This window comes from Sagittula sp., from assembly GCF_052825245.1.
On record NZ_JBRBWD010000065.1, the window covers coordinates 77,758 to 98,662 of the forward strand.

The following is a 20,905-nucleotide window of genomic DNA, read 5'->3' on the forward strand; positions in this document are numbered from 1 at the left end:
TATCGCTTCAGTGCGTGTTGCGCAGCGCAAGCGCAGGTTGCCACGGACCAAGATGCAGCTTGCCGTCCGGTCCCGGCGCGGCGCTGCCCAGTTCCTGCCCGATCTGGAACCAGCTGCCTTCCGGCATCTCGATGTTCGAAGGCTCGCCCGACAGGTTGATCGCCACGAAGATCTCCTCGTCGTCATGCTTGCGGAAAAAGTGCACGACGGTGCCGGTGTGGTCCATCCCGTAGTGCTCGCCCTTCTTCAGCGCGATGTGGCTGTGACGGAAGGCGATGGCCTTGCGGTAGTGGTGCAAGAGCGCGCCCGGGTCTTCCTCCTGCGCCGACACGGCGGCGCGGATGTGCTCGAAGCTGACCGGCAGCCAGGGGTGGGCGTCGGAGAACCCGCCGTTCACCGCCTGCGCGTCCCAGACCATCGGCGTGCGGCAGCCGTCGCGGCCCTTGAACTCCGGCCACATGGCGATGCCGTAGGGGTCCTGAAGGTCCTCGTAGGCCACGTCGGCCTCGTGCAGGCCCAGTTCCTCGCCCTGGTAGATGCAGACCGACCCGCGCAGGCACATCTGCAGGGTCGTCAGCGCCCGCAGCGCCGCCGGGGGCAGGTTCCAGCGCGAAGCGTGGCGCACCACGTCGTGGTTGGAATAGGCCCAGCAGGGCCAGCCGCCATTCGCCCGCTCGTCCACGTCGTTCATCACCTTCACCACCCGCTCGGCAGAGGGATAGGTGTTCGACAGGAACTCGAAAGAATAGCACATGTGCACGCGCTTGGTGCCGCGCGTGTACTCTCCCATGATCTCCAGCCCGCGCTGCGCGTCGCCGACCTCGCCCACGGCGGTCTTGCCTTCGTATTCGTCCAGCAGAGCGCGGAACCGTTCGAGGAAGGCGATGTTCTCGGGCCGGTTCTTCGAATAGATGTGCTCCTGGTGATTGTAGGGGTTCACCTTCGGAGCGATGGAGTCGTCGCGGCGTTCGGGCGGGAGCGGCGGGTTGGAACGCAGCTCCTGATCGTGCACGTAGAAGTTGATCGTGTCGAGGCGGAAGCCATCCACCCCCCGGTCCAGCCAGAACCGCACCACCTCCAGCAAGGCGTCCTGCACCTCGGGGCAATGGAAGTTGAGGTCCGGCTGCGAGGTCAGGAAGTTGTGCAGGTAGTACTGTTCCCGCGTGGTGTCCCACTGCCAGGCCGAGCCGCCGAAGATCGACAGCCAGTTGTTGGGCGGTGTGCCATCGGGTTGCGGATCGGACCACACGTACCAGTCGGATTTCGCATTAGTGCGCGACGACCGGCTTTCCACGAACCAAGGGTGCAGGTCCGAGGTGTGTGACAGCACAAGGTCGATCATCACCTTGATACCGTGCAGATGCGCCGTCTCGACCATCGTGTCGAAGTCCGAGAGCGAGCCGAACATCGGGTCGACGTCGCAGTAGTCGCTCACGTCGTAACCGAAGTCCTTCATCGGAGAGGTGAAGAACGGCGAGATCCAGATCGCGTCCACACCAAGGCTCGCGACGTGCCAGAGGCGCGCCGTGATGCCGTTGAGGTCGCCGATCCCGTCGCCGTTGGAGTCCTGGTAGCTGCGGGGGTAGATCTGGTAGATCACTCCGCCGCGCCACCAGTCCTTGTCGATGCTCGAGTCTGTCATTTTCTTTCCCTTTTCAGGCCCGGACGGCGTCCGGCGCCTTTTCGTGACCGGCCCGCGGCCGGGGCCCCGGTCCTTGTCCCGGGGCGGGTTTCATCTCATTTCACGGAGCCGGCCAGGAGGCCGCGCACCAGGTATCTCTGCATGGCGAAGAACACGACCAGCGGTACGGCGATGCTGACGAAGGCCGCGGTGGCAAGGATTTCCCAGTTGCCGCCGCGCGTCCCCAGCAGTTCGACGATCTGGTTGGTCATCACCGTGGTCTGGCCGGTGGCGTCGATCAGGAAGACCTTGGCTACCAGCAGATCGTTCCACGTCCAGAGGAACTGGAAGATCGCGAAGCTGGCCAGCGCCGGATAGCTGAGCGGCAGGATGATCTTGGTGAAGATCTGGAAGTCCGTCGCCCCGTCCACGCGCGCATTCTCGATGATGTCGCGCGGCAGCCCGGCCATGTAGTTCCTGAGCAGGTAGATCGCGAGTGGCAACCCGAAGGCCGTGTGCGCCAGCCACGTCCCGAGGTAGCCCTTCCCGATGCCGATCTGCAGGTGCAGCTTCAGCAGCGGGATCAGCGCCAGTTGCAGCGGCACGACCAGCAGGCCGACCACGAAGGCGATCAGCAGCGCGCGGCCCGGGAAATCCATCCATGCCAGCGCATAGGCCGCAAAGGCCGCCACCACGATCGGGATGATCGTCGCCGGGATCGTCACCGTCAGCGTGTTGAAGAAGGCCTTGGCCATGCTGTCGGTGGCGTTGCCGGAGGTCAGCACCTGCCGGTAGTTGTCGAGCGTGAACTCCGGCGGCACCAGCGCGGTGACGAACAAACGCTCGCCGCGGCGGCCCTCCATCGCGACAAGACTTTCGATGCGGTAGTCGCCGTTCTCCGCCACGGAGATGCGCATCTGGTCGTCTTCGGCCGTGTCGCCCGGTTCATAGGCCGCCACATCGCGCGAGGACGTGCCCCAGGCCGAGATGTCCAGCCGGTCGCGGCCCTCCTCGTCGAAGAGGTTGCCGGCGATGACGAAGAGGTCGCCCTCCTGCACCTGCTGGTCCGGGGCCTTGGTGCGCAGCACGAGGTTCTGCTCGGCGGCGATGGGCGCCTTCCACCAGCCGGTGGTGGCGATCTGGTCCGCCGTCCGGAAGGACGACACGAACAGCCCCACGGTCGGGAACAGCCAGAGCGCCACGATCACCACGACGGAGATGTTCACCGCCCATGTCAGCGACGACTTGTGTCCTGCGATATTGTCCATAACGAGCCCCCTGCCCCTTTATCCCTGCGCGGCCGTCCTGCGCATCAGCGCATTTCCCGGCGCGCCTGCACCACGTTCCACACGAGGATCGGCGTCACGAGGACCATGATGATGATGGCCGAGGCGGACCCCACGCCCCAGTCGTTGGCCCGGAACAGCTTGTCGAACATGTAGTTGGCCAGAACCTGCGTGCCCCACTGGCCATTGGTCATGGCGAACACGATGTCGAAGATCTTCAGCACCACCAGCGTGATCGTCGTCCAGACCACCATGATGGTCGGATAGATCTGCGGCACCTTGATCTTGAAGAAGATCTGGAAGGGACCGGCGCCATCGACGATGGCCGCCTCGACCGTCTCTTCGGGGATGCCGCGCAGGGCGGCGGAGAGGATCACCATGGCAAAGCCGGTCTGGATCCAGATCAGCACCACCATCAGGAAGAAGTTGTTCCACAGCGGGATCGTCAGCCACTGCTGCGGCTCGCCGCCGGTGAAGAACACGTAGAGTGCGTTCAGCACGCCGATCTGCTCGGTGCCCGGCGGGCGGGCGTCGTAGACCAGTTTCCAGATCACCGACGCGCCGACGAAGGAGATCGCCATGGGCATGAAGATCAGCGACTTCGCCACGTTGCCCCAGCGCAGCCGGTCGGTCAGCTGCGCCACGATCAGCCCGAAGGCGGTCGACAGCGCGGGCACGACGATCAGCCAGAGCATGTTGTTGCGCATCGCCTCCCAGAACTTCGCCTCGGAGAACATCTGAGTGTAGTTGTCGAACCCGGTCCACGCACCGCCCATCCGCCGGTCGGTCAGCGACAGGCGCAGCGTTTCGAGCACCGGATATGCAAGGTAGAGCGTCAGCGCAAAGAGCGCAGGAAACAGGAAGAGCCACGGCCGCACCATGTTGGCGCGGTTGATGTTGCGCCCCGCATTGGGGCCCTTGGCCGGGAACAGAACCTTGTCCAGGATCTGGTTCGAGGCCCAGAAGTAGGCGAGGCACGCACCCACTCCGATCACGATCGTCAAAAGACCCTGTAGCGCCGGATGCATCGGCCCGTCTCCCTCGCTGTATGCAACCCCGCCCCGGACCCGGCGCCACGCGGGCGGCCGACAAGTGTCCGGGGCGGACTTCGTTCAGGCGCTTACTTCAGCGCGTCCCAGCTTTCCTGGATCTCGGTCGCCACCGCTTCGGCGGATTCGCCTCCGGCGTAGTCCACCATGCCGGTCCAGAAGGAACCAGCGCCCACGCCGCCCGGCATCAGGTCGGAGCCGTCGAAGCGGAAGGTGGTGGCGCCCAACAGGATCTCGTTCATCTTGCGCAGCGTCGGGTCGGAGAACGCCTCCGGGTCGACACCCTTGTGCGGGGTCAGGAAGCCTTTGAGGCCCATCCAGATTTCGTGCGCCTCGGGCGTCTGGAGCCAGGTGATCAGGTCATGCGCGGCCTGGTTCTCGTTGGTGATGGCCCAGAGGGTGCCCGCACCCAGAACCGGCGTGCCGAGGTCCTTCTCGGCGTAGGCCGGGAAGTAGAAGAAATCCGCGTCCAGCCCTACTTCGGTGCCTTCCGGGAAGAAGGCCGGGATGAACGACGCCTGGTGGTGCATGTAGCACTGCGGCGGCGAGGCAAAGAGACCCTTCGGGCTGTCGCGGAAGTCAGTGGAGGCGACGGCACCCCGGCCCCCGGCCACGCGGCCATCCTCGATGAACCAGCCGAATTCCTCGATCGCACCAACCACCTTCGGGTCGTTGAACTTCAGGTCGTTGCTGACCCAGGCGTCGTAGTCCTCGGGCGACTGCGTGCGCAGCATCATGTCCTCGACCCAGTCGGTCGCCGGCCAGCCGGTCGCACCGCCGGACCCGAGCCCGACGCACCACGGCGTCTCGCCGTCCTCGACCATCTGCTCGGTCAGCGCCTTGAGGTCTTCCAGCGTCTCGGGAACCTCGTAGCCCGCGTCCTCGAAGTTTTCCGGCACGTACCAGACCAGCGACTTCACATCGACCTTGTAGAAGAAACCGTAGAGATGATCCTCGCCGTCCGGACCGGCATAGGTGCCGAGGTCGACCCAGGACTGCCCGGCCGCGTAGTTCTCGGCCACCCAGTCGGCCACGTCTTCGCCCAGCGGGGTGAGGAAACCGCGCGACGCCATGTCGGACGCGAGGCCCGGCTGCGGGAAAACCGACACGTTCGGCGCAGAGCCGGCTTCGGCGTCGACAAGGATCTGCTGCTCGAAGCTGTCGGATCCGACGTAGGACACGTTGTGGCCCGACTGTTCGGCGAAGGCATCCAGCACGGTTTCGACCATTTCCTGGTCCGGCCCGAGCCACGGACCGAAGACCGTCAGGTCCTCTGCCTGCGCTGCTCCGGCACCCAGCGTGCAAAGGGCAACACCGGCATAAAGCGAAGTTTTCATGAATACGTCCTCCCGGTATCCCGCCTGCCGGCGGGTGAAACTGAGCCCAACCACGCCCGCTCCGGCAGAGAGATCCAAAGCGCTTTGAGCGAGATCAGCCTTTCCTAATCAATAGCGTGTGTCAACCGTGCGTCCAACAAATTAATGAAAAGCGCCGCTGCGATGCAGCATAAAGCGCCGCATTGCATCACGCCCTGTTCACGAACATTCCCTTGACAAAGCCAAAGCGCTTTGGATCACATGGCACAATGAACCTCAAGGAACTCGCAGAGCATCTCCACCTGTCGCAGACGACCGTCAGCCGTGCGCTGAACGGCTATCCGGAGGTGAGCGAGAAGACGAGAGCGCGCGTCAAACAGGCCGCGCGCGACATGAATTACAGCCCCAACACGCGCGCCAAGGGGCTCGCGACAGGCCGCGCCCATGCCATCGGCCACATCCTTCCGATCTCTGCCAGTCATGAGATGGTGAACCCCATCTTCGGCGATTTCATCGCGGGCGCCGGCAACGCCTATTCCCGCGCCGGGTACGAGATCGTCATCTCCCTCGTCTCCGACATGGAAGAGGAAAAGGCCTACCGCTCCATTGACGCGCGCGGTATCGTCGACGGCATCATCGTGCACGGCCCGAAGATGTCCGACCCGCGAATCGCCCTGCTGTCGGAGCTCGGAATGCCCTTCCTGGTGCATGGCCGCGCATCCCAAGTGACGGAGCCGTACTCCTGGCTCGACATTAACAACGCCGGGGCCTTCCAACGTGCGACGGAGTTCCTGCTGGACCTCGGCCACGAACGCATCGCCCTGATCAACGGGCTGGAGTTCATGGACTTCGCCTATCGCCGACGAATCGGGTACGAGGCGGCACTGGCAGGCCGTGGCATGACACCCGACCCGGCCCTGATGCGGGCCGAGGAAATGACGGAGGTCTACGGCTTCCGCACCGCCGCCGAAATGCTGGCCGCCGACCGTCCGCCGACAGCCTTCCTCGTCTCGTCGATGATCACGGCCATCGGCGTGCGCCGCGCGATCCACGATGCCGGGCTGCAGATGGGGCGCGACATCTCGGTCATCACCCATGACGACGACCTCGGATACCTCAAGAACGGGCATTCCGTGCCGATCTTCACCGCCACACGCTCCTCCGTCCGCGAGGCTGGTGAGCGTGCGGCGAAAATGCTGCTGGACCAGATCCGCAATCCCGGCGGCAAACCCCTGACACACCTCATGGAGGCAGAGCTGATCATCGGCACCTCCACCGGCCCGGCCCGCAAGGTCCCCCAACCGACATAAGGTTTTTCCATGCGCCACAAGCGATCCGATTTCCCCGAAGGTTTCCTCTTCGGCACCGCAACGTCCGCCTACCAGATCGAGGGTCACGCCTTCGGCGGTGCGGGCCGCACCCATTGGGACGACTTCGCCGCGACCCCCGGCAACGTGGTCCGTGCCGAGAACGGCGACCGCGCCTGCGACCACTATCACCGCTTCGCCGAGGATCTCGACCTGGTGAAGGCGGCCGGGCTCGACGCCTACCGCTTCTCGATCAGCTGGGCGCGCGTTCTGCCCGAGGGCACCGGCACGCCGAACGAAGAAGGTCTGGATTACTACGACCGGCTGACCGACGCGATGCTGGAACGCGGCCTGAAGCCCTGTGCCACGCTCTATCACTGGGAGCTGCCCTCCGCGCTGGCCGACAAGGGCGGCTGGCGCAACCGGGACATCGCAGCCTGGTTCGGCGAGTTTGCCGAGATCGCCATGAAGCGGCTCGGCGACCGGATGTTCTCTGTCGCGCCGATCAACGAGCCGTGGTGCGTGGCGTGGCTGTCGCATTTCATGGGCGGCCACGCGCCCGGCCTGCGTGACGTGCGCGCCGCCGCCCGTGCGATGCATCACGTCCTTCTGGCCCATGGCACGGCCATCCAGACGATGCGCGGTCTCGGCATGTCGAACCTCGGCGGGGTCTTCAACCTCGAATGGTCCACGCCCGCCGACGGCACGCCCGAGGCGCAGGCCGCCGCGGCCCGCTATGATGCGATCTACAACCGCTGGTTCCTGGGCGGCGTGTTCAAGGGCGCCTACCCGCAGGCGGCGCTCGACGGGCTGGAGCCGCATCTGCCGAAGGGCTGGCAGGACGACTTCCCGACGATCCAGGCGCCGCTCGACTGGTGCGGGCTGAACTACTACACCCGCAAGCTGATCGCGCCGGATGCAACGCCCTTCCCGTCTCTGAAAGAGGTCGAAGGGCCGCTGCCCAAGACCTTCATGGACTGGGAAATCTACCCGCAGGGGCTGGAAGACTTCCTGACGCGCACCGCCAAAGAGTACACCGGCGACCTGCCGCTTTACGTCACCGAAAACGGCATGGCCTCTCCGGACGTGCTGGTCGACGGTGCCGCGAAGGATCCATCGCGGATCGCCTTCCTTGAGGATCACCTCGACGCGGTGCAGCGGGCGATTGCCGCGGGCGTGCCGGTGTCGGGCTATTTCATCTGGTCGCTACTCGACAACTACGAGTGGGCTCTGGGGTATGAAAAGCGCTTCGGGCTGGTGCACGTCGACTTCGAAACACTTGAAAGAACGGCGAAATCCTCCTACCACGAACTCAAGGCCGCGCTGCAAAGCTGAAGGGATCAGCCATGATCACCCCCGTTTCCGTAACCGTCGACATCGGCGGCACGAACACACGTGTCGCCCTCTGCGACGGGGGCGAGGTGCTGACCGGCACCATCCAGCGCTACCGCAACGCCGAACACCCGGGGCTCGAACCGATCCTCGACTCCTACCTTTCCGCTTATCCGCTGGTCGGCGCGATCTGCATCGACATGGCCGGGCCGGTGAAGGATGGGGTCGGCACGCTCACCAATCTCGACTGGACGATCGATGCGCGGGCCCTGTCGGCCCGCACCGGCGGCGCGCGCGTGGTGGTGTTGAACGACCTGCAGGCGCAGGGCCACTCCGTCCCGCATCTGGATGCGGGCAGCCTCCTGACGTTGATGCCTGGCCAAGCCGCGCCTAGCGACGTGCGGCTGGTCGTGAACGTCGGCACCGGGCTCAACGCGGTGCCGGTGCATACCTCAGGGACGCTGACGCTGGTCCCCGCGGCAGAGGCCGGGCACATCACCCTTCAGGCCCGCGATGCGGAGGAGCTGCGGCTGATCGACTGGATGAGCACGCGCCTTCCCTCATCTGGCATGGAAGAGATCCTGTCCGGTCGCGGGCTCGAGAACCTCGACGAGTTCATCGGCGACGGCGCCGGGCGGCGCGATGCGGCAACGGTCATGGAGGCCTATGCGGCAGGCGAGGACCGAGCCCGGAAGGCCGCGACGATCTTCGTCCGCTACCTCGGACGGTACGCGGGCGACCTTGCCCTGACCAACCTGCCCTTCGGCGGCGTCTTCCTTGTCGGCGGCGTCATCCGGCACCTCGGGCCGCACCTGATGGACCTGGGCTTTGCCGAGGCGTTTCGGGACAAGGGGCGGTTCGCCGCCTTCATGGAACAGTTCCCGGTGCATCTTGTCACCGACGACTACGCGGCGCTGCGCGGCTGTGCGGCCCACCTGCAGGAACTGCAGACCGCGTCGAACTGACAATCCGCCGGTCATATCTCCCGCCTTACCCTTGATCGACGGCGGCGGTCGTTCCCTGACACCAGCAGAAATATGCGTTCGGCATGCATCTTGCCGAATCCTGCAAACCCGGTCACAAGGCCGCATGACCCTCCGCGCCATTCTTCTCATGATCCTGTCCATGGCCCTGCTGGCCGGGTCCGATGCCTTCTACAAGCTGGCCACACAGCGCGCGCCGATCGGCGAGGCGATGACCCTCGTTGCCATCGGCGGCACGGTGTTGTTCATCGCGTTGGCCATGGCGATGCGGGTGAAGGTCCTGACCAGGGATGCGCTGCACCCGATGATCCTTTTGCGCAATGGGTTCGAGATCATCGGCGCCATCGGCCTCGTCAACGGCCTGGCCCATGTGTCTCTGCCGGTTTTCGCTGCAATCATGCAGACCGGACCGCTGATCGTCACCATCGGTGCGGCGATCTTCCTGAAGGAGGTTATCGGCCCGCGCCGCTGGTTCGCCGTGGCCGCGGGGATCCTGGGCATGCTGCTGGTGATCCGCCCGTGGTCGGCCAGCTTCACCGGGTATGAACTCTTTGCCGTGTTGGGCATTGCGGGCCTCTCGGGCCGCGACCTCGTCACCCGTCTCTCGCCATCGCACATCCCGGCCCTCGCCATCTCCACCTGGGGCTTCGCCGTGACCATCCCGGCCGGCATCCTGCTGTGGAGCCTGGCTGACCGGCCGTCGGATTACTCTGCCCCGACGCTGTGGTTCATGCTGGGGGCCATCGTCGTGACCACGCTGGGCTACCTCGCCATCACGACGGCGATGCGCATGGCCCCAGCCTCCGTCGTCGCGCCCTTCCGCTACACCCGCCTGCTGTTCACCCCGGCGCTTGGCATGCTGATCTTCGGCGACCGTCCCGACCTGATGACCTACCTCGGCGCCGGGATCATCTTTGCCGCGGGGCTCTACACCTTCCTCAGGGAACGCGCCCTCGCCCGCACCGTGGCGCCCGCGGCACCGGCGTTAGCGCAACCCGCGCGCCAGAAGGCGTGTTAGCGGTAACGCCACCGTTTACTTTCCCCCCCGGCCTGATAAACCTCCGGACAAACGCCCAGCTCCGGAGACAGCCATGAGCACCATCATCGACATCCACGCCCGCGAGATACTCGACAGCCGCGGCAACCCGACCGTCGAGGTCGACGTTCTCCTCGAAGACGGCACCATGGGCCGGGCCGCCGTGCCCTCCGGTGCATCGACCGGCGTGCACGAGGCCGTGGAGAAGCGCGACGGCGACAAGTCGCGCTACATGGGCAAGGGCGTCCGCGATGCGGTGGCCAGCGTGAACGGCGAGATCGCCGAGAACATCGTCGGCTTCGACGCCACCGAACAGGTCGCCATCGACCTCACGATGATCGAGCTCGACGGCACCGACAACAAGGGCCGCCTCGGCGCCAATGCGATCCTCGGCGTGTCGCTGGCCTGCGCGAAGGCCGCCGCCGACTTCTCCGGCCAGCCGCTGTTCCGCTACGTCGGCGGCACCTCTGCCCGCACCCTGCCCGTCCCAATGATGAACATCATCAACGGCGGCGAGCATGCGGACAACCCGATCGACATCCAGGAATTCATGATCATGCCGGTCGCGGCAGAGAACATCGCCGACGCCGTGCGCATGGGGTCCGAGGTCTTCCACACCCTGAAGAAGGAGCTTTCGGCGGCGGGCATGTCCACTGGCCTCGGCGACGAGGGCGGCTTTGCACCGGAACTTAAGGGCACGCGCGACGCGCTCGACTTCATCCTGAAGTCCATCGAGAAAGCGGGCTACAAGCCGGGTGAAGACATCTACCTCGCGCTCGACGCCGCCTCTACCGAGTACTTCAAGGACGGCAAGTACGAGATGAAGGGCGAAGGCCTGTCGCTCTCGCCGGAAGACAACGTGAAGTACCTCGAGGCGCTGGTAAACGACTACCCGATCATCTCCATCGAGGACGGCTGCGCCGAGGATGACTGGGACGGCTGGAAGATGCTGACCGACGTTCTTGGCAACCGCTGCCAGCTTGTGGGCGACGACCTGTTCGTCACCAACCCCAAGCGCCTGTCGATGGGCATCGAGAAGGGCTGCGCAAACTCCATGCTGGTGAAGGTCAACCAGATCGGCACGCTGACGGAAACGCTCCAGGCCGTCGAGATGGCGCACCGCGCGCGCATGACCAACGTGATGTCGCACCGGTCCGGCGAAACCGAGGACGCCACCATTGCCGATCTCGCCGTCGCCACCAACTGCGGCCAGATCAAGACCGGCAGCCTCGCGCGCTCCGACCGGCTTGCGAAGTACAACCAGCTCATCCGGATCGAGGAGATGCTGGAAGACACCGCGATCTATGCCGGTCGCTCCATCCTGAGATGACAGCAACGGGCTGGCGCAACCCAAAGGCGCCAGCCCTATACGCATGAGACCGCGCCGCAGGGCAATACCACCCTGACGTCCATAGAGCGATTGTCTCCGCCCGCCTATGATGGCATCCGGTTTCCGGCGCTTGCCGGGGGTCGGGACGCGCAGGGTGCACGCTATGGCTTCTCCAACATACGACGACAGGCTCGAGGAGATTCGCCGGGCCGAGCACAGATCGCGGTCCGACACGCTGCTGCGCATCCTGCTCGTCGGCATAGGCGCCACCGCCTATTACATCGCCCGGCCCGACCCGCTCGTCATCCTCTGGTTCATTGCACACACCGGCTCGGAACTGACGATCATGGCGCTGCTTGCGCGGCGGAATGTGCGCACGCCGCTGTTCGACATCGCGGTCGTGCTTGCGGCCTACGCCATCTCCGGCCTGATCTTCCTGTCGCTGCCGATCTGGATCCTGGCCGACGCCCCCGGCCCCGGAATGACTTTTGCCGCGGCGGTCACACTGATCGGCTACACGATCTACCTGCTGCACAGGCGCCAGAGGGACAGTGCGATCATCGCAGTCGACATATGCCTTCTGCTGACGATCTTCGGGGCGGCCGCGGCGATTGCCCTGCCGCTGACGCGCAATTGGCAGGAGGCCGCGCTGGTCCTCGTCGCCGACGGCGCCCTGACGACCTATGTCATCGTCTCGCTGATGGCCGACGCGCGGCAACAGGCACAGCTGCGCGAAGCGCAGCAGAAGTACGCCAACGCCCAGAAGGCCCGCGCGCTGAACCAGTTCGTCGGCGGCGTGGCGCATGACTTCAACAACCAGCTGACCGTCATCCTCGGCCATCTCGAACTGTTCGAGATGCTCGACACGCCGGAGGATCGGATGGCCGCACTCGACCTCAGCCGCAGGGCCGCGCGCCGGGCCGCCTCCACCGTGCAGCAACTGCTCGCCTCCTCGGGCCGCACGCGCCTCAACCCCATGACCCTGCCCCTTGCCGGCTTCCTCGACCGGCTGCAGGACCTGCTGGGCGATCTGCTCGACCCGGGGATGCAGATCACGATCGTACCACCGGCCGACGCGCCGACCGCGTATGTGGATGCCGACATGCTGGAAACCTGCCTCGTGCAGCTTTGCCTCAATGCGCAGGACGCCACGCTCGGGAACGGCAAGGTGCGCATCTGGGTGGAGACGCGCGATGCCCCTCCCGACCCGGCACATAACGCCGAAAGCCCGCCGCCCTATACCGTCATCTTCGTCGAGGACAACGGCCCGGGCGTGCCCGAGGAGGCGCTCGCCCTGCTGACGGAGCCGTTCTACACCACCAAGGGCAAGACGGAGGCCTCGGGCCTCGGGCTCTCCGCCGTCTCGGGATTCGCCCGGCAATCGGGCGGGTTGGTGCACATCACCCGCGCGCCGCGCGCCGGCCTGCGCATAGCGCTCGTCCTGCCTGCCGAGCATTGGATCGAGCCGCCCTCCGGCAACGGGATACAAAGGGATGAGACGCGTGGATCGGCGATCCGGGACACGGACATCAACCCCGACTCCGCCCGCCGCATCCTGACCGCGATGTCAAAGGTGGACTGAGAATCCACTTAAGCGGTCCCTTATTCTACGGTCCGGTCAGTCGACTGGGCGCCCTGAGCGAAACACCATGATCCGGCGCCAGACGCCCACGATCAGCTCTCGGGTTCCTGGTAGACGCCTTGCGCCTTGAGCGCGTCGACCACTTCCTTGGGCATGTAGGTTTCGTCGTGTTTCGCAAGGATTTCAGAGGCTTCGAAGACACCGTTCACGTAACGGCCGGTGCCCACCATGCCCTGGTTCTCGTCGAACAGGTCTGGCAGCACGCCGGTGAAGACGACCGGCACCGTCGCCCCCCCGTCCGTCACCCGGAACCTGACCGTCTCGCCGACGCCCCGTTCCAGAGAGCCGTCCTCCACAAGGCCACCGATGCGGAAGACCTCGTTCGGAGTCGGCGGCTCCTCCATCACCTGGCTCGGGGAGCGGAAGAAGTTGATCCCGTCCCGCATCGCATAGCCGATCAGGCCGGTGGACACGATCAGTGCGACCGCCGCCAGCGCCACAACCTGGATCCGCCGTTTCTTCTTCAGCGATTTCAGTGCCATGTCCGTCCTCCCAAAGATCGGTGCATCGCTATATATGCGATTCCCCGCCCCGCGGGGAGACCTGTGGCGATTTGCCCGTCCCGATTGGTGGAACAGGCCGCACCCGCCCCTTCATCTTGGCCCAAATACCTCGGGGTCCGGGGCAGCGCCCCGGAGACAGAGCGCGCGCAAAAGCGCGCTCTGTCAGTACGCACGATCCTACGGGAAGCAGGGCGCCAGCATCAGCCCGGCGGTTTCCTCGACACCCAGCATGAGGTTGGCGTTCTGCAGGGCCTGTCCGGAAGACCCCTTGCACAGGTTGTCGAGCGTCGCGACCACGATGGTCCGTCCCGGCAGCCGGTCCGCCACCACCCCGATATGCACGAAGTTCGACCCGCGCACGTGGTGGGTGGAGGGCGTCTCGCCGAAGGGCAGCACCTCTACAAAAGGTTCGTTGGCATAAGCCGCCTCGAGCGCCATGTTGATCGCCTCAGCCTCGCCCTTGACGTAACAGGTGGCGAGGATGCCGCGGTTGAAGGGCCCGAGATGCGGCGTGAACTGGATCTTCACCTCGCGCCCGGCCAGCTTCGAGAACTCCTGATCGAACTCGCCTAGGTGCCGGTGCGTGCCACCCACCGAATAGGCGTTGGTCCCTTCCGAGAGCTCGGCGTGCAGCAGGTTTTCCTTCAGCGACCGGCCCGCGCCGGAGACGCCGCATTGCAAGTCGAGGATGATCTCGTCCAGGTCGATCACGCCGGCGGTGATCAGCGGCCGCAAGATGTACTGGCCGGTGGCCGCATTGCACCCGGTACCCGCCACCAGCCGCGCCCCGGCGATCTCGTCGCGATAGAACTCGGTCAGGCCGTAGACCGCCTCTTCCTGCATCTCGACCGCGGCATGATCGTTGCCGTACCACGTCTTGTAGGCGGCCGGGTCACGCAGACGGAAATCCGCCGACAGGTCGACGATCTTCAGGCTTTTGGGCAGTTTCGAGATCACTTCCTGGCTCGTCTTGTGCGGCAGGGCGCAGAAGCAAAGGTCGATCCCGGAGAAGTCGATTTGTTCCCACGTGACCAAAGTCGGCAGGTCGAGGTGGCGCAGGTGCGGAAAGACCTGGGCCATGCTCTGGCCGGCCTTGGAATTGGCGGCCAGCGCCTTGATCTCGAACGACGGGTGGGTGGCGATCAGCCGGATGAGTTCCGCGCCGGTGTATCCGGACGCGCCGATGATGGCGATGGACTGGGTCATGAGACACCTTTCATGAAAACGAAGGATGGGCTGCAGGTGCCGCGCCCTGGCGCGGCATGAACGTCATCGTCGCAAATCGTTGCGGGTCCCGATCATGCAGTATCTCCTTTGATTTCTGCATTAGCGCCAAAACGCATCTGTCGCAACTGCTTCGCTCGGTACGCCTATCCGATACCGAAAGGCGGACCACGCCGTGGCGACCGACATGCGCCTTTCGATACGCGCCCCGCGCCGCACTACCTTCCTATTCCCCAGCCCGGACACAGGGCCGCAAAAAATCGTCCGACACCAGTGACCTGCGCTTGATCTTGACCTGCCCCAGCGGCAATCTCCGCGCCATGCCAGCCGAACCGTCCCTTGCCAGACCGGTCTCCTTTTTCCGCCTCTTTCACCGGATGGGCGGCTGGATCGCCTATATCCCGCTGGTCATCACGCTGATCCTCACACTGGTCAGCCATTTCACGCTCCGCACGGCAGAGCGCTTCGATGCCGAGGGGGTCGAGGCCGTGGGCACCGTGCTCGGCCGCGATATCCGCATTTCGCGCGATAGCGACGGGGACGAGACACGCTCCTATTTCGTGAAGGTGGGGTTCACGCCGGACGGCGGCGCGCCGCTCACCGTCGAACAGAACACCGATGCCGCCACCCATGACCGAAGCGCCATCGGCACGCCGATCACGCTCTGGTACCTCGCGTCCGAACCGAACATGATCGAGCTGTCGCGGGGCGAGAACCGGAGCGCCTCTGCCGTGACACAGGGCATCGCGCTGGTCTTCGGGGTGGTGTTCCTCGTCGCGCTCTGGGTCCCGGCCCGGCGCGCCATCGCCGCCCTACGCGCACGTCGCTACGGTGCACGCGAACGGGCCGTGGTCACCGAACATGCGCGCACCCACATCACCGTCAATTCCCGCCGTCTCTACCGCCTCGCGTGGCGCGACGAACACGGGCGTGACGGGCAGAGCCTGCCCTATCGCCGGGACATGTTGCGCGCCTTTCCTGAAGGCAGCCGCATCACCGTCTATCAGGGCCTGACAAAGGCATGGTGGGAAGGCGACACCGGGCCGCGGGACCCGCGCAGCTGAACGGCAGTCCCGGTCTGTGACGCAAGGTCAAAACGGACGGGCAACCACGCTCAAGCGAACCGTTAATATTTGATTGAAATGCTGTTGGGCGAGGCGTCCCTCGCAGGATGGCGGTGTCCCCTGCTCCGAAGCCGCCCGCAGTGCGGGCAAATGGCTGGACAGAGAACCCTCCTTCGGTGGCGGACGGCCGCAAGGCGCTTTGCCGGAAGGAGGGTTAACGATGAACGCCATGACATCCATCGCACGGCCCGGACGGGTCGCAACGGGACAGCGATATTCCGGCATGGCAGTGGTCGACTTCGACCACATCACCGGCGGCGCATCCGCCACCGGGCCGGGCAAAGAGGCCAAGGGCGCGCCATTGGTCCGGGCGATCTGCATCAGCCACACGCGCACCCGGCTGAGCGACCGGATCCTCGACCGCCTCATGGCCGAGACGGAAAAGCACAACGCCCTCCGGCAAGTGAGCGGCCTGCTGCTCTACAAGTCGCGCAACTTCTTCGAGGTATTGGAGGGGCCGCAGGACATGCTCGACCAGACGCTGGAGAGGATCTACCGCGATCCCCGGCACTACAAGATGAAGGTGATGTTCTACGGCCCGGCCCGGATGCGGCGCTTCGACGGCTGGTCCATGGGGTTCCGGCGGCTCGAGGGGACGACCACGACCCTGCCATGCTATTTCAGCCTGACGCGCCGCGAGCTCGAGAAACGGTTTCCGCGCGGCGCCACGAAGGAGATCATGTTCTACCTGCGCGGCTACCTGAACCTGAGGTTCCCACCCCCGCCACCCGCCGAGCCATCGCTGACCTGCCGGGTGATCCGGGACCTGAGCGCCTGAGGTCAGACCTTTTCGAAGGTGATCTGGCGCTTCATGAACTGGGTGGCATGACGCGACACACGCGCCGGGTCGCCCGTCGTCAGGAACCGGCTCGTCGTGCCTTTGCCCATCATGTCCGGGTGCCGGTCGAGGTAATCGGCCAACGAATCCGGCACCAGCGTCGCCTGGCTGTAGACGTGCACCTCCGGCCCCAGCGCATCCTGGAAGATTTCCTGCATCAGCGGATAGTGCGTGCAGCCGAGGATGGCGGCTTCGGGCGTCGGCATCTTGCGCTTCAGGGCGTCCACGTGGCTGCGCACCAGCGCCTCCGCGAGGATCATATCGCCTTCCTCGATCGCGTCGACCAGCCCGCCGCAGGCCTGCGCCTCGACGTCGACACCGATGGCCCGGAACGCCAGCTCGCGCTGGAAAGCGCGGCTGCGCACCGTGGCGGGTGTGGCGAAAAGGGCGACGTGCTGGATACCCACCTCGCGCGGCGGAGAGTTGTCGCCCCACTGGCGCGCGGTCAGCGCCTCGATCAGCGGCACGAAGACGCCCAGCACGCGCTTCTCGCGCGGGACCCAGGATTCCTGCATACGGCGCAGCGCCGCGGCGCTGGCAGTGTTGCAGGCGAGCACGACAAGGTCGCAGCCCTCGTCCCACAGGCGCGAAACGGCCTGCGTGGTCAGATCGTAGATGTCGTTGGCGTCGCGCACGCCGTACGGCGCATGGGCGCTGTCGGCAAAGTAGACGAAGGGCACATCCGGCAGCCGCTTCACCACCGCATCCAGTACGGTCAGGCCGCCGAGGCCCGAATCGAATACACCAACCGCCATGTCCTGCCCCGTGTGCCTGTCGCGTCAATGCCGCCGTGTCTTGTGCTTTTCCTCGAACTCGAACCCGTAGTCGAGAGATTTGAGCGGCGTCGGCGACAACTCATAGGTTCTTTGCCGGAGGAAATCCATCATCGCGCGCGCGTCCTTCGCGCGTTCGGCGATCTCATGCGCGGGGATCGGCTGACCGATGGCGACGCGCACGGGTGTGTCCACGCGCTTGCGGAATTCCTTGATGAGCAGCCCCATGCGCAGCGTCGTGTGCAGGTGCGAGGCAAGCTGGAACAGCCGCGAGGTATGACCGTCGAAATAGATCGGCACGACGGTCGCACCGGACTTCGCGATCATCTTCGCGGTGAAGGTGCGCCAGCCCGGGTCCATTGGTTGACCGAAGGGTTTCTCTGCCGTGGCCACGGTGCCGCCCGGGAAGATGCCGATGCAGCCGCCGTCGCCCAGATAGCGCAGGCATTCCCTCCGCGTGTCGAGGTTCAGTTGCACCGCTTCCTTCGTGTCGTCGAAGGAGATCGGCAGCACGACGCGATTCAGCTCTTCTGCCTTGCGAAAGACCCGGTGCGCCAGAATGCGGAAATCGCCGCGCACCACCGACAGGATATGCCCCAGCATCAGCCCGTCGAGGATGCCGTAGGGATGATTGGCGATGACGACGAGCGGCCCGTCCTTCGGCAGGTTGTCGAGCGATCCGCCGATGACCTCAAGCTGGAGCCCGTAGCGCTCCACCATGACCTCCCAGAAGTCACGGCCTTGCGCCACCTCGGATTCGTAGCCGGCGGCCCGGCGGATCAGCCCGAGGCGCCCGGTGGCGTTTTCCATGAAGCGGATCATCGCGCGGCCGCTGCGGGTGCTGGCCGAATAGGCGTAGGAAATGTCCCGGGTCACATCTTTGCGGATGACGGGCATGGCTCCTCCCCCTGCGCGTGATGCCGCAGTCCTTACTGCGGTTCGCGCGTTCTGGCCAGAAATTGTAACGCCATGATGAAAGTAAGATGACGCAGCCCCGGGGCCGCGCCACCGCACCCGCCTACCCTTGCGGCAAGAGCACGCCATCGAAGAATGCCGCCAGTTCCGCCGTGCCGTCCAGCGGGAGGACATGGGCGACGTACTGGTCGGGCCGCACGACGATCATGCAGCCCTTCTCGCGGTCGATGCCGCGCATGTCGAAGATGTCGCCCATCCCCTTGTGATCGACGCTGAAGACCTTCTCGTGATCCTGAAGGCCCAGCGGCCCCTTGATCGGTTTCAGGAGCGGCGGCATGTCCTCCATCGCCACTGCCTCGAACGTCTGCTGGAACACCGCGCGCAGGTCGATGATCGCGTCCGGGTCCTCGCCCTCACGTGTGCAGCGCACCACCGGAGAGGCCGGGTCCTTTGCCAGCCACTCCGCCAGCCGGTGGATCGCCGAGCCGGGCGCGGAGGTGTCATTTCGCCCGCCGAACGCGTAGATGCGCCAGCGCCCGTCCGCCTCTGCCACATGGCCAAGCTGCATCTGCATGGCGTCCGCCACGCGCACCACGGGCGCGGAGTGGAACCGGCGCCCGATCTCCTCCCCCGTGGCGAGGTGCTGGTAAGCGGGCTCTGCCGTCAGGGCCGACGCATCGTATTTCACCGCGAGACCGCCGGTGAACATCAGGTTCTCGATGAACTGCTTCTGAAACCGCGGCATGCCCGAGCCGTCCAGTTCCGATTGCCCCGGCGGCGCCGACATGATCCGCGCCCACTGGTGATCGGTGTCGATCAGGCGCTTGGCCTCCACCCAGCGTTCGGCGGAATACGTGCGCAGCAGGCTGGCGTCGGCGCGGCCGGTCAGGACGTGTGCCAACTTCCAGCCGAGGTTGAAGCTGTCCTGCATCGACACGTTCATCCCCTGCCCGGCCTTCGGGCTGTGGGTGTGACAGGCGTCCCCGGCGGTGAAGACACGCGGGTTGCGGTCCTCGCCCGGTCCCACGTCGTCGAAACGGTCGGTCAGGCGGTGCCCGATCTCGTAGATCGACCACCAGACCACCTGCTTCACGTCGATGGTATAGGGCGCCATGATCCGGTTCGCGGCGGCGATCATGTCATCGGCCGAGAACTTGCGGCTGGAGACACGTTCGTCCGGGTTCAGCTTGTCCAACTCGACATACATGCGGAACAGGTAGCCGCCCTCCCGCGGAAGGATCAGTATGTTGCCCTCGGACTGCGAGGCGACAAGGCACTTCTGCCGCACATCGGGGAAGTCGGTGTTGGCGAGGATGTCCATCACTCCCCAGGCCTGATGCGCCGCATCGCCGTGCAACTGCCCGCCGATGGCCCTGCGCACGTTGGACCGGGCGCCGTCGCAGCCGACCACGTAGTTGGCCCGGACCGTCGCCGTCTCACCGGGATTGATGCCGGTGTTTTCCAGCGTGACCGTGACCGGGTGATCCTCGGTATCCGGATCGACCACGACATCCACGACCGACCAGCCATAATCCGGCTCCAGCCGCGACGGCGCGTTGCGCATCACGTCGAGGAAAAGCTCATGGATGCGGGCCTGGTTGATCAACGTGTGCGGCATCTCGGAGCTGTCCTCCGGCACGTCCTGCACCCTGCCGATCCGGCGGATATGGGAGGGGTTCGCGGGATCCGGCGACCAGAAGGCCGTCTGGTTCACCCAGCAGCTTTCGCGCTTTACCTTCTCGCCGAAACCGAAGGCCTGGAACATCTCCATCGTGCGGGTGTTCACGCCATCCGCCTGCCCCTTCTCGATCGGGCCGGGCTTGCGCTCGACGATCATCACGTCGATCTCCGGGAACCCCGAAAGCTGCGCCGCGAGGCAGAGGCCCGCCGGACCGCAGCCCGCGACCAGCACGTCCACCTCCCTTGGCAGGGGCGCATGTGGCCCTCTGTCCCGCCGGTTGGGTGCGGCGTTGCGGATGTCCGGATCTCCGCCACGAAAGCCGTCCAGGTAGAATTGCATGGTCTCTCCTCCTCGCGCCGCAGCCCTTCCGGCACCAATTGATAACTATACATATCATTTTTCGTCAATAAAAATAAGTATACAAATCATTCCCGTGAACCTATTGTCTTTGCTGACTTTCATGAAACACCGAACCTGCGGAGCGCGCGATGAAAGTGCATGCCATGCCCGGTCACCTGATTCGACGGCTGAACCAGATTTCGACGCAGGTGTTCTCGCGGCACATGGCGGATGCCGGGTACGATCTGACGCCCGTACAGTTCGCCGCCCTAGACGCAATTATTGCGCGCCCCGGCATCGACCAGGCCAGCGTCGCGGCGGCCATCGCCTATGACCGTGCGACCATCGGCGGCGTGATCGACCGGCTCGAACATAAGGGACTGGTGCGGCGCGAGGTCAGCCGGCACGACCGCCGTGCCCGCGAGGTGCGCCCGACCGAAGAGGGCGAAATCATGTACGAGACGATCCTGCCTGTCGTGACGGCCCTGCAGGAAGACGTGCTTGGCGGGCTGACCGCCGAAGAACGCGAGACGTTCATGACCCTCGCCCGGAAGGTCGTCGGCCCGGTGGAAGACACCCCTTCCGCGCCGACGAGCAAGGCGTGAG

General features: G+C 65.3%; 18 protein-coding genes. 9 read left to right on the forward strand and 9 right to left on the reverse strand.

Features of this window, described 5'->3' with window-relative positions; all coding sequences use genetic code 11:
* Positions 1-7: 7 nt before the first annotated feature.
* The 4 genes from ACU0DV_RS25575 to ACU0DV_RS25590 all read right to left on the reverse strand — a co-directional run bounded on the left by ACU0DV_RS25575 (position 8) and on the right by ACU0DV_RS25590 (position 5,293).
* Positions 8-1,642, reverse strand: a complete 1,635-nt coding sequence (locus ACU0DV_RS25575; protein WP_370313323.1) for an alpha-glucosidase — start codon at positions 1,640-1,642, stop codon at positions 8-10.
* A gap of 95 nt (positions 1,643-1,737) precedes the next feature.
* Positions 1,738-2,889: a carbohydrate ABC transporter permease gene (locus ACU0DV_RS25580; RefSeq protein WP_446242922.1), complete on the reverse strand. Its 1,152-nt coding sequence runs from the start codon at positions 2,887-2,889 to the stop codon at positions 1,738-1,740.
* 44 nt (positions 2,890-2,933) lie between these two features.
* Positions 2,934-3,935, reverse strand: coding sequence for a carbohydrate ABC transporter permease (locus tag ACU0DV_RS25585; protein WP_446242921.1), 1,002 nt, complete (start codon positions 3,933-3,935; stop codon positions 2,934-2,936).
* Between the two features lie 92 nt (positions 3,936-4,027).
* Complete coding sequence (locus ACU0DV_RS25590) at positions 4,028-5,293, reverse strand: ABC transporter substrate-binding protein (protein WP_283983086.1); 1,266 nt, start codon at positions 5,291-5,293, stop codon at positions 4,028-4,030.
* A 248-nt stretch (positions 5,294-5,541) separates the two neighbouring features.
* Between ACU0DV_RS25590 and ACU0DV_RS25595 the strand changes: the two genes are divergently transcribed.
* From ACU0DV_RS25595 to ACU0DV_RS25620, 6 genes are all read left to right on the forward strand, one after another.
* Positions 5,542-6,582, forward strand: coding sequence for a substrate-binding domain-containing protein (locus ACU0DV_RS25595; RefSeq protein WP_446242920.1), 1,041 nt, complete (start codon positions 5,542-5,544; stop codon positions 6,580-6,582).
* 9 nt (positions 6,583-6,591) lie between these two features.
* Positions 6,592-7,914, forward strand: a complete 1,323-nt coding sequence (locus tag ACU0DV_RS25600; protein ID WP_446242919.1) for a GH1 family beta-glucosidase — start codon at positions 6,592-6,594, stop codon at positions 7,912-7,914.
* Positions 7,915-7,925: 11 nt separating this feature from the next.
* The gene (locus tag ACU0DV_RS25605) at positions 7,926-8,876 is read left to right on the forward strand and encodes a glucokinase (protein WP_446242918.1); all 951 of its coding nucleotides are present in this window, start codon (positions 7,926-7,928) and stop codon (positions 8,874-8,876) included.
* Between the two features lie 124 nt (positions 8,877-9,000).
* On the forward strand, positions 9,001-9,912 hold the full coding sequence (locus ACU0DV_RS25610; protein WP_446242917.1) for a DMT family transporter: 912 nt from the start codon (positions 9,001-9,003) through the stop codon (positions 9,910-9,912).
* A gap of 73 nt (positions 9,913-9,985) precedes the next feature.
* Positions 9,986-11,260 carry a phosphopyruvate hydratase gene (gene eno / locus ACU0DV_RS25615; RefSeq protein WP_100926956.1) on the forward strand — a complete coding sequence of 425 codons (1,275 nt, stop codon included), beginning with the start codon at positions 9,986-9,988 and terminating at the stop codon, positions 11,258-11,260.
* A gap of 163 nt (positions 11,261-11,423) precedes the next feature.
* Positions 11,424-12,842, forward strand: a complete 1,419-nt coding sequence (locus ACU0DV_RS25620) for an ATP-binding protein (RefSeq protein WP_446242916.1) — start codon at positions 11,424-11,426, stop codon at positions 12,840-12,842.
* A gap of 92 nt (positions 12,843-12,934) precedes the next feature.
* On the opposite strand, the gene ccmE is transcribed toward ACU0DV_RS25620, so the two are convergent.
* Positions 12,935-13,384, reverse strand: coding sequence for a cytochrome c maturation protein CcmE (gene ccmE / locus ACU0DV_RS25625; RefSeq protein ID WP_100926958.1), 450 nt, complete (start codon positions 13,382-13,384; stop codon positions 12,935-12,937).
* Positions 13,385-13,582: 198 nt separating this feature from the next.
* Positions 13,583-14,611 (reverse strand): N-acetyl-gamma-glutamyl-phosphate reductase, encoded by a 1,029-nt coding sequence (gene argC, locus ACU0DV_RS25630; RefSeq protein ID WP_370312659.1) that lies wholly within the window; start codon positions 14,609-14,611, stop codon positions 13,583-13,585.
* A gap of 338 nt (positions 14,612-14,949) precedes the next feature.
* Here argC and ACU0DV_RS25635 point away from each other — a divergent pair, with 338 nt between their 5' ends.
* Positions 14,950-15,693 carry a DUF3592 domain-containing protein gene (locus tag ACU0DV_RS25635; protein ID WP_446242915.1) on the forward strand — a complete coding sequence of 248 codons (744 nt, stop codon included), beginning with the start codon at positions 14,950-14,952 and terminating at the stop codon, positions 15,691-15,693.
* 220 nt (positions 15,694-15,913) lie between these two features.
* Complete coding sequence (locus ACU0DV_RS25640) at positions 15,914-16,531, forward strand: BLUF domain-containing protein (protein WP_446242914.1); 618 nt, start codon at positions 15,914-15,916, stop codon at positions 16,529-16,531.
* A 2-nt stretch (positions 16,532-16,533) separates the two neighbouring features.
* On the opposite strand, the gene murI is transcribed toward ACU0DV_RS25640, so the two are convergent.
* From murI to ACU0DV_RS25655, 3 genes are all read right to left on the reverse strand, one after another.
* Positions 16,534-17,346, reverse strand: a complete 813-nt coding sequence (gene murI, locus ACU0DV_RS25645; RefSeq protein WP_100926962.1) for a glutamate racemase — start codon at positions 17,344-17,346, stop codon at positions 16,534-16,536.
* Between the two features lie 24 nt (positions 17,347-17,370).
* Positions 17,371-18,261 carry a lysophospholipid acyltransferase family protein gene (locus ACU0DV_RS25650; protein WP_370312661.1) on the reverse strand — a complete coding sequence of 297 codons (891 nt, stop codon included), beginning with the start codon at positions 18,259-18,261 and terminating at the stop codon, positions 17,371-17,373.
* A 121-nt stretch (positions 18,262-18,382) separates the two neighbouring features.
* On the reverse strand, positions 18,383-20,299 hold the full coding sequence (locus ACU0DV_RS25655) for an FAD-dependent monooxygenase (protein WP_446242913.1): 1,917 nt from the start codon (positions 20,297-20,299) through the stop codon (positions 18,383-18,385).
* 149 nt (positions 20,300-20,448) lie between these two features.
* Here ACU0DV_RS25655 and ACU0DV_RS25660 point away from each other — a divergent pair, with 149 nt between their 5' ends.
* Complete coding sequence (locus ACU0DV_RS25660) at positions 20,449-20,904, forward strand: MarR family winged helix-turn-helix transcriptional regulator (RefSeq protein ID WP_446242912.1); 456 nt, start codon at positions 20,449-20,451, stop codon at positions 20,902-20,904.
* The last annotated feature ends 1 nt before the right edge of the window (position 20,905 follow it).